This is a genomic window from Cryobacterium sp. SO1 (assembly GCF_004210215.2).
Classification (GTDB): domain Bacteria; phylum Actinomycetota; class Actinomycetes; order Actinomycetales; family Microbacteriaceae; genus Cryobacterium.
In genome coordinates this window covers 2,380,673-2,396,257 of the sequence record NZ_CP067394.1, presented here as the reverse complement: position 1 = coordinate 2,396,257, position 15,585 = coordinate 2,380,673, and the positions used below count along the sequence as shown (strand labels likewise).

13 protein-coding genes are annotated in these 15,585 nt (G+C 67.8%); 10 read left to right on the top strand and 3 right to left on the bottom strand.

The window, feature by feature from the left end; all coding sequences use genetic code 11:
- Nucleotides 1-72: 72 nt before the first annotated feature.
- Nucleotides 73-3,678 (top strand): chromosome segregation protein SMC, encoded by a 3,606-nt coding sequence (smc, locus tag BJQ95_RS11350; protein WP_130179112.1) that lies wholly within the window; start codon nucleotides 73-75, stop codon nucleotides 3,676-3,678.
- A gap of 9 nt (nucleotides 3,679-3,687) precedes the next feature.
- Here the strand turns inward: smc and BJQ95_RS11345 are convergent, their stop codons facing one another.
- On the bottom strand, nucleotides 3,688-5,085 hold the full coding sequence (locus tag BJQ95_RS11345) for an FAD-binding oxidoreductase (protein WP_165385026.1): 1,398 nt from the start codon (nucleotides 5,083-5,085) through the stop codon (nucleotides 3,688-3,690).
- A 117-nt stretch (nucleotides 5,086-5,202) separates the two neighbouring features.
- Here BJQ95_RS11345 and ftsY point away from each other — a divergent pair, with 117 nt between their 5' ends.
- The 4 genes from ftsY (at nucleotide 5,203) to BJQ95_RS11325 (ending at nucleotide 9,193) form a co-directional block, all read left to right on the top strand.
- Nucleotides 5,203-6,078, top strand: coding sequence for a signal recognition particle-docking protein FtsY (ftsY, locus tag BJQ95_RS11340; protein ID WP_130179114.1), 876 nt, complete (start codon nucleotides 5,203-5,205; stop codon nucleotides 6,076-6,078).
- A gap of 8 nt (nucleotides 6,079-6,086) precedes the next feature.
- Complete coding sequence (locus BJQ95_RS11335) at nucleotides 6,087-6,593, top strand: DUF2004 domain-containing protein (RefSeq protein ID WP_130179115.1); 507 nt, start codon at nucleotides 6,087-6,089, stop codon at nucleotides 6,591-6,593.
- A gap of 131 nt (nucleotides 6,594-6,724) precedes the next feature.
- A complete protein-coding gene (gene ffh / locus BJQ95_RS11330; RefSeq protein WP_130179116.1) occupies nucleotides 6,725-8,296 on the top strand; it encodes a signal recognition particle protein in 1,572 nt (523 codons plus the stop codon).
- Between the two features lie 90 nt (nucleotides 8,297-8,386).
- Nucleotides 8,387-9,193, top strand: coding sequence for an LLM class F420-dependent oxidoreductase (locus BJQ95_RS11325; protein ID WP_130179117.1), 807 nt, complete (start codon nucleotides 8,387-8,389; stop codon nucleotides 9,191-9,193).
- A gap of 18 nt (nucleotides 9,194-9,211) precedes the next feature.
- On the opposite strand, the gene BJQ95_RS11320 is transcribed toward BJQ95_RS11325, so the two are convergent.
- Together BJQ95_RS11320 and BJQ95_RS11315 are read right to left on the bottom strand one after the other, a co-directional pair.
- On the bottom strand, nucleotides 9,212-10,825 hold the full coding sequence (locus tag BJQ95_RS11320) for an HNH endonuclease signature motif containing protein (protein WP_256041359.1): 1,614 nt from the start codon (nucleotides 10,823-10,825) through the stop codon (nucleotides 9,212-9,214).
- Between the two features lie 152 nt (nucleotides 10,826-10,977).
- On the bottom strand, nucleotides 10,978-12,147 hold the full coding sequence (locus BJQ95_RS11315; protein WP_240694596.1) for a glutamate--cysteine ligase: 1,170 nt from the start codon (nucleotides 12,145-12,147) through the stop codon (nucleotides 10,978-10,980).
- Between the two features lie 294 nt (nucleotides 12,148-12,441).
- On the opposite strand from BJQ95_RS11315, the gene rpsP reads away from it, so the two are divergent.
- The 5 genes from rpsP (at nucleotide 12,442) to trmD (ending at nucleotide 15,576) form a co-directional block, all read left to right on the top strand.
- Entirely contained in the window at nucleotides 12,442-12,858 is a 417-nt protein-coding gene (gene rpsP, locus BJQ95_RS11310; RefSeq protein WP_130176408.1) for a 30S ribosomal protein S16, read from the top strand.
- Between the two features lie 2 nt (nucleotides 12,859-12,860).
- On the top strand, nucleotides 12,861-13,097 hold the full coding sequence (locus tag BJQ95_RS11305; protein WP_066596208.1) for an RNA-binding protein: 237 nt from the start codon (nucleotides 12,861-12,863) through the stop codon (nucleotides 13,095-13,097).
- 21 nt (nucleotides 13,098-13,118) lie between these two features.
- A complete protein-coding gene (gene rimM, locus BJQ95_RS11300) occupies nucleotides 13,119-13,829 on the top strand; it encodes a ribosome maturation factor RimM (protein ID WP_130176407.1) in 711 nt (236 codons plus the stop codon).
- 93 nt (nucleotides 13,830-13,922) lie between these two features.
- Nucleotides 13,923-14,780: a formate/nitrite transporter family protein gene (locus BJQ95_RS11295; RefSeq protein WP_130176406.1), complete on the top strand. Its 858-nt coding sequence runs from the start codon at nucleotides 13,923-13,925 to the stop codon at nucleotides 14,778-14,780.
- A gap of 10 nt (nucleotides 14,781-14,790) precedes the next feature.
- On the top strand, nucleotides 14,791-15,576 hold the full coding sequence (gene trmD / locus BJQ95_RS11290) for a tRNA (guanosine(37)-N1)-methyltransferase TrmD (RefSeq protein WP_130176405.1): 786 nt from the start codon (nucleotides 14,791-14,793) through the stop codon (nucleotides 15,574-15,576).
- Nucleotides 15,577-15,585: the final 9 nt, after the last annotated feature.

Genomic DNA, 15,585 nt, shown 5'->3' with positions numbered 1-15,585 from the left:
CGATCCCAGTAAACGAGGGGCCGTCCGGTACCGTGGACTGATCACGATACTTTTGCGGGAAGGACGGCCGGGTTGTACCTGAAGAGCCTCACCCTCAAGGGTTTCAAGTCCTTCGCGCAGTCGACGACCTTCGCCTTCGAACCCGGCGTCACCTGTGTCGTGGGTCCGAATGGCTCCGGCAAGTCCAACGTGGTCGATGCCCTGGCTTGGGTGATGGGCGAGCAGGGTGTGAAAACCCTCCGCGGCGGCAAGATGGAAGACGTCATCTTCGCCGGCACCTCCACCAGGGGACCGCTCGGCCGGGCCGAGGTGATCCTGTCGATCGACAACAGCGACGGGGCGCTGCCGATCGAGTACGCCGAAGTGACCATCTCGCGCACCCTGTTCCGCAACGGCGGCAGCGACTACGCCATCAACGGTCGTACCTGCCGGTTGCTCGACGTGCAGGAGCTGCTCAGCGATTCCGGGCTCGGCCGGGAAATGCACGTGATCGTCGGCCAGGGGCAACTGGATGCCGTGCTCCGCGCCAGCCCGGAGGAACGCCGTGGCTTCATCGAGGAGGCCGCCGGAATTCTCAAACACCGCCGCCGCAAGGAAAAGACCGTGCGCAAGCTCGAGGCGATGCAGACCAACCTCACCAGGCTCAGCGACCTGGCCGGTGAGATCCGCCGACAGCTCAAGCCGCTCGGTCAGCAGGCGCAGGTGGCCAGGGAGGCCCAGCACATCGCCGCTGCCGTGCGCGATGCCCGTGCCCGGCTGCTCGCCGACGATGTGGTCTCCCTGCGCACCGCCCTCGACGCCCACGGACAAACCGAGAGCGAACGTCACTCGGAGCGCATCGTCATCCAGGACCAGCTCGAAAACAACCAGGTGCGCGTCCGCCGGCTCGAAGACGCCCAGGTCGGCGACGCCGTCGACGTCGCCCGCCGCACCGCCTTCGGACTCGAATCCGCCCAGGAACGCCTCCGCAGCCTCTACACCCTGGCCAACCAGCGCCTCGCCCTCCTCGGTACGCAGGCCGAACCGGTCGAGCGAAACCCCACGGTCACGCCGCAGCGGGTGCAGGACGCTGCCGCTGAGGTCGAACGGCTCCGGGCGAGCATCCTCGCCGCCGAGAACGCATGGTCCCGGGCGCGGAGCAGAACGGCCACCGTGCGCCGCGACCTCGACGCCGTGGACCACGAGATCGCCGCGCAATCCGCGCTGGTCTCCAGGCATGACCTGCAGGTCTCCCACCTCGCCGGGCAGGCGGACACCGCGGCGTCCCGCCTGGCCGCGGTGCGCGGGGAAGTGCTGCGCCAGGAGGGTGCCCTCGATTCCGCCCGTGCCAGGTTGACCGACGCCCGCGGCCGGCTCGCCGAACTCGACGATGCCGATGATGCCGAGGACACCGGCATCGACCTGAACGAGGCCGTACAGGGTGCCGAAAGCGAGGTCGCCCACGCGGAAACCGAAATCGAGCGGCTCCGCGAGCTCCTGCACGGCAACGAACGTGAGCGCGACGCCCTGGCCGCGCGAACCGGCGCCCTGTCCCTCGCCCTCGGCCAGAAGGACGGGTCGTCCGCCCTGATCGACGCCGACCTGCCCGGTATCGGCGGGTTGGTCGCCGAACTGATGAGAGTGCAGCCCGGCTTCGAGCGCGCGATCGCCGCCGCGCTGGGCTCCCTGGCCAACGCCGTCGCCGCCGACGACCGGGAGGCCGCCGTCGCCGCCGTGGCGCACGCCGACCTCGAGAGCCTCGGCCGGGTCGACCTGCTCCTCACCCAGGCGGGTGATGCGGCGCCCGTAACGCCGCTCGATCTGACCGGACTGGCCGGCAGCCGGGCCGCGCACAGCGTCGTCGATGCGCCGGCCGGGGTGCTCGGCCTGCTCGCCGACACCGTGATCGTGGATGACCTCGCCGCCGCTGGTGCCGCCGCTGACGCCCTCGCGGCGGCCGGGGCCGCCGGCAGGGTCAAGCTCATCACCCGGGCGGGAGACGTGCTGACCGTGCACTCCCTGCAGGGCGGCGCCGGAGCCGCGCCGAGCAAACTCGAGCTCGTCACCGAACGCGACGCCGCCGAGAACCGGCTGGCCGAGGTGACCTCCCAGATCGAACAGGTCTCCGGCGACCTCGGTGGGCAACGCTCCCGGCTGGCCACCGCGAGGGAGCAGGCGCGGGCTGCCAAGACCACCCTGCGGGAGCACAGCAGCCGGCAGACCGCCCGCGCAGACTCGCGCAGCCGCCTCACCGTGCAGGTGGATGCTGCGGCGGCCGAATTCGACCGGTTGTCCGCCGCCGCCGACCTGGCGTCTGCGGGCGTCGCCGACGCCGAGCGGGCGGCGGCCGCGAGCGCGTCCGCGCTGGACACCCTGCGGTCCGCGCCCCGGCCCATCCTCGACGTCAGTGCCCGCGACGGGTTGTATGCCGAGCTGGAAGCGGCCAGGGAAACCGAGATCGAGGCGCGCCTGCAGGTCGACACGGCCAAGGAACGGGTGCGGAGCGGTGAGGCCAGGGCGGCGTCTCTGGCCCGGCAGCTCAAATCGGACCGGGCCGAGGCCGATGCCGCCGCCCGCCGGGCCGTGATCCGCCGGCGCCAGGTGGACGCCGCCTCCGTCGTGGCCGATGCACTGCCCGCCGTGCTGGGCTCGATCGAGCGCGCCGTCGCCGGAGCCCGGCAGAGGCTGGCCACCGCGGAAGCCGATCGGGCCAGCCAGAACCAGGAACTCACCCAGCTTCGCCGGGCCGAAAACGATCTGCGCACTCGCCTGCAAGCCATCACCGAGAACGTGCACGGGCTGGAGCTGGCGATCTACGAGAAGAAGCTGCAGCTGTCAGCCCTCCTGGAGCGCGCCGCCGGCGAGTTGGGTTTGGTCGAAGAGGTTCTCGTGACAGAGTACGGGCCCGATCAGCCGGTGCCGGTCGGAGACGGCTCCGACAGCACCGGCTCAGACCACACCGGCTCTGACGACGGCTCCGGCCGGTCGGTTCCGTTCGACCGCGACGCGCAGCAGGCCCGCCTGGCCGCAGCCGAACGTAAATATGCGCGGCTTGGCCGCATCAACCCGCTGGCCCTCGAGGAGTTCGCGGCGCTCGAACAGCGGCACTCCTTCCTCACCGAGCAGCTCACGGACCTCACCAATACCCGCGCCGACCTGCTGACCATCATCGATGATATCGACGACAAGATGGGGACCATTTTCGCCAGAGCCTTCGACGACACCCAGGCAGCGTTCGCGGAGGTCTTCCCGGTGCTGTTCCCCGGCGGTAGCGGCAGCATCCAGCTCACCGACCCGTCGGACATGCTGACCACCGGCATCGAGGTCTCGGTGAAACCGGCCGGCAAGAAGATCGAACGGCTCTCCCTGCTCTCTGGAGGGGAACGCTCGCTGGCGGCGGTGGCCCTCCTCATCGCGATCTTCAAGGCCAGGCCCAGCCCGTTCTACATCATGGACGAGGTGGAGGCGGCGCTCGACGACGCCAACCTGGGCCGGCTTCTGACCATCTTCGAGGACCTCCGCACCACCAGCCAGCTGATCGTCATCACCCATCAGAAGCGCACCATGGAGATCGCCGACGCCCTCTATGGGGTGTCCATGAGGCAGGACGGCGTGTCCGCGGTCGTGGGCCAACGCATCGTACGGGGCGACGGCGCCGCGGCCCGGAGTGCCGCCGACGTCGACGAGAGGGCGTCCTGACCAGAACGCTCAGGCGAGCAGATAGGCCGATGGCAGCGGACGGTTGCTGCGGAACAGGTTCTCCGGGTCGATCGCCTGCTTGATCTCACCCAGCCGTTCCAGGGCATCCGGCGCTAATGCGGCACCGAGATCCTGCCCGGCCGAGAGCAGCGACGGCACGGTGCGTGGCGACCCGACGGCCTGCAGGGTGTCCTCGAGTGGCTGGAAGAGGAGGTGGCGCACGTCACCGGGCGGGACGGGCGCGCCGGGCGGCAGAATGGCCGCCGCGAAGAGCAGGAACGCCGCGTCGAGATGCCCGGCCACGCCGTCGGCACCCACGCCGTCGTCGACGATCACCCCGCCGAGCGGCCGGATCTGCAGCAGCGTGAGGCCGGCGTAGCTGCTGGTGCGGAAGGCCTCGAGCAGCTCGGCGATGGTCGCGGCATCAAGCTCGGTGACGGCCATCGACCAATCGAGAGTTGCCGAGGGGTCCTGGGGCTCGGCCGACACATCACCGAGCTGACCGATGGGGAATGCGCGGGTGAGGTCGGCGATCACGGGGGCGATGCTGTGCAACGGGGCGAGCAGCGCCTGGCCCTCCGCTTCCGAACCGACAAAGACGGCGTCGACCTGGGTGAAGCTTCGCCCGCGCAGCAGCTCCGGCACCATCGGGATGTCCGGCATGTTGATCAGGCCCAGGATCAGGCTCAGCTCCGGCGGCGCATCCAGCAGGATGTCGAGGGCGGCGCCGATGACCACCTCGGCCGACTCGGCCGGGAACAGCAGCTTGCCGCCGAACAGCTCCGGTGCGGAGAATAGGTCGATTTCCAGGGTGGTCACCACGCCGAACAGGCCGGCCGCGCCGCGGAGCGCCCAGAGCAGGTCAGGATCGCTCTCCCGGGTGACCCGGCGCAGCACCCCACCGGCGTCGACTATCTCGACGGCCCGGATTGAATGCGCCGCGAGGCCCTTCCACCGGCTGAACCAGGAGTGCCCGCCGGAGAGTAGGTACCCGGCAACACTCACGTTGGGATTCGATCCGGCGAGGGCGACCAGCCCGGTGCCGTCGAGCCGGTTGAGCAGGGTGCCCCACGGTACGCCGGCACCGACACGGGCGAATCGGCCGACGACGTTCACCGTCACCTCGTCGAACGCCGTGGTCCGCACCAGAATGGTGTCGGCCAGGCTCCCGTTCGCCCCGTGTCCGCGCGGCTGCACGGCCACGCCTACGCCGCTCTCCCTGGCGGCGACGATGATGTGGCGGATGTCCCTTACCGACCTCGGGCGCGCGATGGCGCGCGGCTGCTGGTCCACGCTGAGGTTCCAGGCCGCCCGGGCGTCGTCCCACCCGGCGGCGCCGGGCAAGAGCACGCGTCCCTCTAGCTGCGCATCCAGACCGGCCAGGGCAATTGTGGGCTCGGGAGACATCGGACGTCCTTTCGCCGGGGAGCGCATCGGCGTTACCGGTGAAGATACCCAGCACCCCGGACTCCCCGCCACCCCGCGGGGTGCACGCGGCAGGTCCGCGCCGACTAGCCTTGACCCATGGCAGAACGCACCCCGTGGTCGCTCTCCGGCGCATTGCGCGGAGTGTTCGCGAAGAAGACGATCGACGCAGACACCTGGGATGACCTGGAGGACTCGCTGATCCAGGCCGACTTCGGCCCGGACATCACCGACGCGATCGTCGCCGAGCTCCGCGCCAAGGTGTCCAGGTACAACACCACGGACCCCAAGGACCTGCACCGGATGCTCCGCGAGGGCATCGAGGAACGCCTGGCGAAGCTGGACCCCACCCTGAACTTGAGTGCCAGGCCCGCCGTGGTGCTCGTCGTCGGCGTGAACGGGGTCGGCAAGACCACCACCATCGGCAAGTTCGCCAAGTTCCTGCGCGTCTATGACCGCAGCGTGCTGATCGGCGCGGCCGACACCTTCCGGGCCGCCGCGGTGGAGCAACTGGCGACCTGGGCAGAACGTGCGGGCGCCGACATCGTCAAGCCGCAGGCCCAGGGCCAGGACCCGGCCTCCGTGGCGTTCCAGACTGTGGAACGTGCCATCAACACGGGCACTGAAATCGTGATCATCGACACTGCCGGCCGGCTGCAGACCAAGGGCGGCCTGATGGACGAGCTCACCAAGATCCGCCGGGTGATCGAGAAGCAGACGCCCATCTCCGAGGTGCTACTTGTGCTCGACGCCACCACCGGCCAGAACGGCCTCGCCCAGGCGGAGGCTTTCATCGAGCACGCCGGGGTGACCGGGCTGGTGCTCACCAAGCTCGACGGCTCCGCCAAGGGCGGTTTTGTGCTCGCCGTCCAGGAGAAGACCGGAATCCCCATCAAACTCGTCGGGCAGGGTGAGGGGATCAACGACCTCACCGGTTTCACCCCGCACGTTTTCGCGCAAAAACTCGTCGGATAGGACGTCCCATGACCATCGAACACGATTTCTTCGGAATTCTCGGCAGCGACGACGACAGCGGCGAGGTCTATTGGTCGGACACGGCTGAGCTCGGCGACCAGAACGTCGAGATCGACGTGAGCTCTCCCGATGAGGAGTCGGTGTCGTCCGAGGCCCTCGACATCGTCGCCGCCATGATCAGCGCCCTGGAAGACCTGGACTCGCAGGCCCGGGAGTCGCTCGTGGCCGACCTGAGCGCCGAGGTCTCCGTGACCAGCCAGTTCATCGTCGCGCAGTTCGAAGAACTCGACGCCGAGGTACTCGAAGACGCCTTGATCTGGGATTCGGGTGACAAGCAGATCGACTACCTGCGCTCGATCCAGCTGCAGCGCATCGGATTCCACCCGCACCACATCGGCAATGACCAGCACTTCGCGGTGCTGGACTACTCGATCAGCCCACACGAGACGGATGCCCTTCTCGTCGTGACCCTTGACGTGCACGGTGACACCATCGTGATCGCCACCGATAGCTGACACTCGCTGTGGTGCGGGCCGTGGAACGCTTGATCGCCCCCGGGGCCTGACCGGCGCCGGATCGGCGCCGAACGGGCCGGAATGCCGTGGGTGAGCCGATGCAGCGCTGATCCGGTTAAACTAGGACAACAATGGCTACTTTTGGAAACCTCTCAGATCGCCTCGCCGAGACGTTTAAAAATCTCCGCACCAAGGGCAAGCTCAGCGCCGCAGATGTCGACGGCACCGTCCGCGAGATCCGTCGCGCACTCCTCGACGCCGACGTGGCGCTCGAGGTGGTCAAGGACTTCACCGGCAAGGTGCGCGAACGCGCCCTCGGCGATGAGGTCAGCAAAGCACTGAACCCGGCTCAGCAGGTCGTGCAGATCGTCAACGAGGAGCTCATCCAGATCCTCGGTGGCCAGCAGCGCCGCCTCGAGTTCGCGAAGAAGCCGCCGACCATCATCATGCTCGCCGGCCTCCAGGGCGCCGGTAAGACCACCCTGGCCGGCAAGCTCGCCAAGTGGCTCGCCAAAGACGGCCACACACCGATCCTCGTCGCCGCCGACCTGCAGCGGCCCAACGCGGTGACGCAGCTCGAGGTTGTCGCGGCCCAGGCCGGCGTCGCGGTCTACGCCCCCGAGCCCGGCAACGGTGTCGGCAACCCGGTCAAGGTCGCCCGCGACGGCGTGAAGTTCGCCCAGCAGAAGCTGCACGACGTGGTCATCGTCGACACCGCCGGACGCCTCGGCGTCGACGCCGAGATGATGAAGCAGGCCGCGGACATCCGCAAGGCCATCGACCCCGACGAGGTGCTCTTCGTCATCGACGCCATGATCGGCCAGGATGCCGTGGCGACCGCCCGCGCCTTCCAGGACGGCGTCGACTTCACCGGTGTGGTGCTCTCCAAGCTCGACGGCGACGCCCGCGGTGGCGCCGCCCTGTCGGTGGCGTCGATCACCGGCCGCCCGATCATGTTCGCGTCGACGGGTGAAGGGCTGGATGACTTCGAGCCATTCCACCCCGACCGGATGGCCAGCCGCATCCTCGACCTCGGTGACATCCTCACCCTGATCGAACAGGCGCAGGGTGCCTTCGACGAGGAGGAAGCCCGCAAGATCGCGGAGAAGTTCTCCACCGATTCCTTCACCCTCGACGACTTCCTCGGCCAGATGCAGCAGTTGCGCAATATGGGCTCGATCAAGAAGATGATGGGTATGCTGCCCGGTGCAGGCGCCATGAAGCAGCAGCTGGAGAACTTCGACGAGCGTGAGATCGTGCGCACCGAGGCCATCATCCAGTCGATGACCAAGGCGGAGCGGGTCACCCCGAAGCTGCTCAACGGGTCGCGTCGCCTGCGCATCGCCCGGGGCTCCGGGTCCAGCGTGACCGAGGTCAACCAGCTGGTGCAGCGGTTCGAACAGGCCGCGAAGATGATGAAGACCGTGGCCAAGGGCGGCATGCCCAACATTCCCGGCATGGGTCCGGTGCCCGGCGGCATGGGCGGCAAGCGCCCGCAGGTGCAGCAGAAGAAGAAGGGCTCGAAGTCGGGCAACCCGGCCAAGCGTGCCGCAGAGAACGCGGCCATCGCCTCCGGTGAAAAGGTCGGCGGCGTGGCCGCTGGCGGCGGCTCGGGCTTCGGCCTGGGCGGCGGCGCCAAGACGGGCGCCGACGGTCCCTCCGCCGAGGAGATGGCGGCCCTGCAGAAGATGCTCGGCCGGTAGCGCCAGAGCCGGACCGATTGGCACGACCGGATCGGCACGAACCGACCTGGACGAGCCGAGCCGGGCGAGGCCGGGGATTAGGATTTTGCAATGACCTCTTCTCAGCCCCGTCCGGTACGCCTCGGCGTCCAGATCGCCCCACAGCACGCCGACTACACGTCCATCCGCAACACAGTCTCGGCCGTCGAAGCCCTCGGCGTGGACATCGCCTTCAACTGGGACCACTTCTACCCGCTCTCCGGCGACCCCGAGGGCCTGCATTTCGAGTCCTGGACTCTCCTGGCCGCCTGGGCCGAGCAGACCAGTGTGATCGAAATGGGTGCCCTGGTGAACTGCAACAGCTACCGCAACGCTGACCTGCAGGCGGATATGGCGCGCTCCATCGACCACATCAGCGGCGGGCGGTTCATCTTCGGTACCGGCTCGGGCTGGTTCGAACGCGACTACGTCGAGTACGGCTACGAGTTCGGCACGGTCGGCAGCCGGCTGGATGCCCTGGCCGTGGACCTGCCCCGTATCGAGGCGCGCTGGGCCAGGCTCAATCCCGCGCCCGTGCGCGACATCCCGGTCCTGATCGGCGGTGGCGGCGAGAAGAAGACGCTGCGCATCGTCGCGCAGCACGCCGACATCTGGCACTCGTTCTCCACCCCGGAGGTTCTCGCGCACAAGCTCGGTGTTCTGGGAACGTGGTGCGACACGGTGGGTCGCGACATGACCGAGATCGAGATCTCCACTGAGCTGCGCCACAAGACCACCGCGGAGGCCGACGACCTCTATGAACTCGGCACCACCCTCTTCACCCTCGGCATCTCAGGCCCGGCATACGACTTGGCGCCGGTCGAGGACTGGATCGCGTGGCGCGACAGTAAGAATGCCGCCCGCGTCCTCGCCTCCTAGACCGGCTCGATTGCGTCGTCAGAACGGCGGGTTGTCGGGGACCGGTGGTGTGGGTGTCCGGGTTGGCCGGTGCCGGGGAGGCATCAGATAGCTATCCTCCGGGGGTCGTTTCCGGGTTTTCGGACCCACCACCGGTGGTTGTGGCCGGGGTGGTCCCATCGGGTTGGCGGGGTCGGTGCGGTAGCTGCGTTTGCCCGGGGAGGTCCAAAGCAGGATCCCGCCGGGTTCCTGAGTGACTCGCCAGTGGGTGAGGTGTTTGAGTCGGTGGTGGGGTTCGCAGAGATGGGCGAGGTTGTCGCAGTCGGTCGTGCCGCCGTCGGCCCAGTCGTGGGTGTGGTCGATGTCGCTGGTGACCGCGGGCCGGGAGCAGCCGGGGAATCGGCAGGTTTCGTCGCGCACCCTCAGCCATTTCTTCATGGCTGTGGTGTTCTTGTGCTGGGTTTTGCCCAGGGAGAGCACGACTCCGGTTTCGGGGTGGGTGAGTAGTCGGGTGAAGCTGGGGGCGTGTCCGGCGATCTGTCGGGCCATCTCGGGGGAGATGGGCCCGTAGCCCTCGAGGGTGGCGGGTTCCTCGTCCAGGCCGAGCAGGGTGAGCACGGGCACGGTGATCATGACCGTGCCGCGGATCCCGGCGCCCATCCCGTCGGGGGTGATGCCGTCCAGCAGGAGTGCCCGGGTGATGTCGGCGCGGAGCTGGTCCAGGGTGCGCTTGTGCTGCTCCTCGTCCTCAGCCAGGCGCGAGTTGGAGCCCGCACCGGCTGCCGCGTCGTCCTCGGTGCCTGTCCCCGCGCTCGCGTCCGCGCCTGCCCGCCCGCCGGCTTCCCCGGCCGCGTCGCCGGCCCGGGTGGGGTCGCCGAGTTTTTTCAGTTTCACGGCCATGGTGTTGATCCGGGTGTAGGCGGCTTTGGTGTCGTGGGCGGTGCCGTACCAGTGCAACCAGCCCATCCCATCCGGGGCTGCCTCCCACCGGGTGTGCCTCTCGGCCAGGGCGTTGGTGGTGCGGGTCACGATGGACTCCGGGTGCAGCCGCTCCCGGAGCCGGCGGGCTTTGTCGCGGAACCGGCCCACCGGGAGTCGCTTGGCCTCCGGGAGTATCCGTTCTTCAAACCCGGCTTGGTGGTCCGTGGGGAGTGAGCGCAGTTGGTCGAGCAGGGTGGTGGCGTGCCGGTAGCTGATCTGTCCGGCCGCGAAGGCCTCGAACGTGGCCGGGGCGAAGCCGCAGAGGTTCCGGGCCTCGTCGAGTTGCCGGTCGATGGTGCGTTCGGCCACCCGGGTCAGGCACGCGGTTTCGCTCACGATGGTCCGCCGGGCGACGTCGTGGTCGTCCCACCGGTTGTGCGCGGCCGCGCGGGCCTGGTCCGCCGTCATCGTGGCCGCGTTGTGGTCGGCGAGGCGGATGTTCTCCGGGTTGCCGTGCAGCCGGGACGCGACCTGGGGCTGTTCGCTCCAGTCCTGCATGTCCACGAGATGTTCGATGCGGCGGGCCTGGGCCCTGGCGATCAGGCGGTCCTGGGCCGCGATGAGTTCGGTGTAGCGGATCAGATCGGCCTGGACCTGTTCGTCCAGGCTGGGCGTCGGAGAGTGGTCGTCATCGTCCGGAGCCGGCGTTGGTGCCTCAACAGTGATGCTCATACCTGAGATCGTCTCACCTACCACCGACACCGCCCCTGCCCGCGCACCCCCCCGTCTCACCCCATCCGCGAACCGTGAGAAAAGCACCCAAAATCACGAAAACACGGTGCTTAACTCACAGTTCGCGGGAGTGGCGCGAGCGCGAACCTGGGCTAGGTGAGCGGGGCCAGGCCCTCGCGGAGTTCCCGAGCGAGGGCGGCGACCACGGCGGAGAGGTGGCCGTTGTGCGTGGCCGCGACCGCCAACTGGCGCTGGTAGCTGGCACCGTGGTCGAGGATCAGATTCAGCTGCACCAGCTCCGGCAGGCAGCCCAGCCGCTCGGCGGTGGGGGAGAGCACCTCGACCAGACGGCGCACCTCGTCGGTCACCATGCGTTCGGTGCCGGTGGAGTTCACGATGATCTCCGCCGCGAGGCCATACCGGGCCGCCCGCCACTTGTTCTCGCGCACGAACCACGGCTGCATCGTGGGAACCGGCCGTCCCTCATCGATCTCCGTCGACATCCACTCGACCAGGCACTGGATGAGAGCGGCGATCGCACCGAGCTCCTGCACAGTGGACACCCCGTCGCAGGCCCGAACCTCGATCGTGCCCCAGCGGGGTGACGGGCGGATGTCCCAGCGCACCTCGCTGGCATCCTCGATGATCCCCGTCACCGTCAGGTCGTTGACGTACGCCTCCCACGCTGCCCAGTTCTCGAGGCGCCAGGGCAGCCCTGCGGTGGGCAGCTGCTGGAACATCTGAGCACGATTGGACGCGTACCCCGTGTTCACGCCGGCCCAAAACGGGCTGGACGCACTCAACGCCTGCAGATGCGGCACGAAGCTCAGCAACCCGTTCAGGATCGGGATGACCTTGGCGCGGTCTTCGATGCCCACGTGCACGTGGATGCCCCAGATCATCATGTTGCGCCCCCACCACTGGGTGCGGTCGATGAGCTTGTGGTAGCGCTGCTTATCGGTGACCTTCTGCTCGAACCACTGGCCGAACGGATGCGATCCGCTGCAGATCGGGTCGACACCCCGCGGATCGGTGATGGCACGCACCTCGGCGACCTGGCCGGCCACGTCGGCAACCGCGCCGGCCACAGTGCGGTGCACCCCGGAGACGAGCTCCACGGTGTTCAGGAGGAGTTCACCGGTGATGTGCGGATGCGGGGAGCCATCAGGTCCGCGCAGGGCGTCCAAGACCTCTTCGGCAATCGACACGAGATCGCCGGTGGCCCGGTCTACCAGGGCAAGTTCCCACTCGATCCCGACCGTCGAACGCGCGGAGCGAGCGAATTCGATTCCCGCGGTTCCGGTTCCCGCCCTGCTTCCCACTGGTGTGCCCTTCGTGCCGTGTGCCCCGGTAAGGGCGATCTGGCCCAATCCTGACAGCTAATCCACCCGGATTCCGACTGCCGCGCTCCACCGCGTCGCGGAGCCATCCCGGTTTTCTGCACGAGTCAGAGTTCGATTATCACAAAGTGGTCGATGTCTGACACAATGATTAGTCGAGTTCCGTTGCGCCCGACCCTCTAATCCGGCGTAACACGAACCTTATTGAGCTTGTGCCGAGTGTGCCCCCACGCTCACGGCTGTCAGTTCGCCAAACATCTAAATCACAGGAGAATTGTGGCTGTCAAAATCCGTCTGAAGCGCATGGGCAAGATTCGTGCGCCGTACTACCGCATCGTTGTGGCCGACTCGCGCACCAAGCGCGATGGTCGTGTCATCGAAGAGATCGGCATCTACCACCCCACGCAGGAGCCTTCGGTCATCGAAGTCAAGTCCGAGCGTGCCCAGTACTGGCTCTCCGTCGGCGCCCAGCCGACCGAGCAGGTTGCGGCACTCCTCAAGCTGACGGGCGACTGGGGCATCTTCAAGGGTGACAAGAACGCCGTCTCCACCGTCAAGATCAAGGAGCCGAAGGCTCCCTTCGTCGCCGACGAGAAGAAGAAGCCGGTTCTGAAGCCCAAGGCCGACAAGCCCGCAGCCAAGGCCCCGACCGAAGACGTTGCCGCAGAGGCAACCGAAGAGGACAAGGCGTAATTTTGCTCGCTCCCGCGCTTGAGCACCTCGTCAAGGGAATCGTTGATCACCCGGACGACGTGCACGTTGTAGCCCAGAACTCACCCCGTGGCGAGGTGCTCGAGGTTCGTGTGAACCCCGAGGACCTCGGCCGGGTGATCGGCCGCGCCGGTCGCACCGCCAAGGCGCTGCGCACTCTCGTGGCCGCTCTGGCCGATGGCAAGCGCGTGCGGGTCGACGTTGTCGACACGGACTTCTGAAGCGGCGTGGACTAGCCCCTCATGAGTTTCGACAGCACGACCCCAGACACCCAATTACGGGTGGGGCGCCTCACCAAGGCCCATGGCCTCAAGGGCGCCATCAAGCTGGAGCTGTTCACGGATGACCCGGGACGACGTTTCGTTCCGGGCGCCGTGTTCACCCTCCAGGTGCCGACCAGCTCACCCTGGCACGGCAAGACCATCGAACTCGTCGAGCTGCGCTGGTACAACCAGCACGCCGTCGGGTTCTTCAAGGGTGTCCCCGACCGCGAGGCCGCGGAGACCCTGGCCAAAGCCATCCTCTGGATCGACCAGGACTCCGCCGAGCAGACGGATGAAGAAGACGCCTGGTACGACCACCAGCTGGTGGGACTCGCCGTCGTGCGCGACGGAGTGCAGATCGGCACGCTCACCCGCCTCGAACACCTGCCGGCCCAAGACCTCCTCATCGTGAAGACCGCCAACGGCGAGGTGATGATTCCCTTCGTCAAGGCGATCGTGCCCTCGGTCGACATCAAGGCCGGCGTCATCACGATCACCCCGCCGCCCGGGCTGCTCGAAGAGCTGCCGGACGAGCCGGACACGGACGCACCCGACACTGACGAACCGGACACTGACGAACCGGACACCGACGAATCAGACGCCGACGAATCCGACGCCGAACAGGCAGCGGATGCCGAAACCCCTCAAGAACCGGCAGCGACGCCGACTCCAGACGGCCAGGACGCATAACCGCCCCTGACCCAGTTCACGGGGAGAGGCGCGCCGCGCCACACCTACTTCACGTTCGTATAGATCGCGGCCGTTGAAGAGGAGTACCGTCGCATGTCCTACGTGAAACCGGACCAGCTGATTGATCAACTGGTCCACTCCGGAGTCGTCAAGACCAACCTCACCGCCCGCCAGATGTTCCTGCGCGGCACGCTTTCCGGAGCGATCCTCGGTGCGGCGACGACCCTCGCGTTGACCGCGGCGGCCCAGACCGGTCTGCCGATCGTCGGCGCTCTGGTGTTCCCGGTCGGGTTCTGCGTGATCCTGATGCTCGGCCTCGAGCTGGTCACCGGCAGCTTCGCGCTCATCCCGCTGGCGATCCTCGAGGGCCGCACGACCATCGCCAAAGGCCTGAAGAACTTCGCCATCGTCATCCCCGCGCACATCGTCGGCGCGGGCCTCTACGCCGCGCTTTACGTCGGTGTCATCACCTACCTCGGCACGGACACGACCGACCCGATGATCCAGGCGATCATCAAGATGGCCGAGCACAAGGTCCTGCCCTACGCCGCCGTCGGCGCCGGCGGCGTACTGGTGGCCATCATCAAGGCCATGCTCTGCAATTGGATGGTGGCGCTTGGCACCATCATGTTCTACACGTCGACCTCCGCGTCGGGCAAGATCCTGGGCATGTGGCTGCCCGTGCTCACCTTCTTCGGCCTGGGCCTGGAGCACGCCGTGGTGAACATGTTCGTCATCCCGGCCGGCATGCTGCTCGGCGCCGACATCAGTTTCGCCGACTGGTGGGGGTGGAACACCGGCCCCGTTCTGATCGGCAACTTCCTCGGCGCCGTGCTCTTCACCGCCTTACCGCTGTACTTCTCCCACCGCAACAAGGTCAACCGCGCCGCGGCCCTGCAGGACGACGACGACGCCGAGACCGCGCCGGAGCTCGCCGCCCGCCACTCGTAGACTTGCCCCCATGCGCATCGACATCATCAGTATTTTTCCGGAGTTCTTCGGTGTGCTGGACATCTCGCTTCTCGGCCGCGCCCGGCAGTCCGGCCTGATCGACCTCAACGTGCACAACCTGCGCGACTTCACCCACGACCGGCACAACACCGTCGACGACACGCCATACGGCGGCGGCGCCGGCATGGTGATGAAGCCGGAGCCCTGGGGCGAAGCACTGGACAGCATCCTGCCGGCCGCCCCTGAAACGGATGCGGCCGCACCGGATGCCGCCGGTGGCCCGGTGCTGATCTTCCCGTCGCCTGCGGGCGAGCAGTTTACCCAGGCGATGGCCCGCGATCTTGCCCAGCAGCCGCACCTGGTGTTCGGCTGCGGACGCTACGAGGGCATCGACCAGCGCGTCGTGGACCACTTCGCCGGTCGCGGCCAGGTGCGCCTGGTCAGCCTCGGCGACTACGTGCTCAACGGCGGCGAGGTGGCCGTCATGGCCATGATCGAAGCCATCGGACGGCTCATCCCCGGCGTGGTGGGCAACCCGGAGAGCCTCATCGAGGAGTCCCACGAGGACGGCCTGCTCGAATACCCCAGTTACACCAAGCCCGCCAGCTGGCGCGGCCTCGAGGTGCCGCCGGTGCTGCTCAGCGGCAACCACGGCGCCATCGCGACCTGGCGTCGGCAGCAGCAGATCGAACGCACCCGGAAGGTGCGCCCCGACCTGGGCGACGCCGCCGACGCCGCCGACGCCGCGCTTCTGCCTCCAGCGAACTCCAAGGCTCGGCGACGCACCCGCGAGTAACCTTGGGAT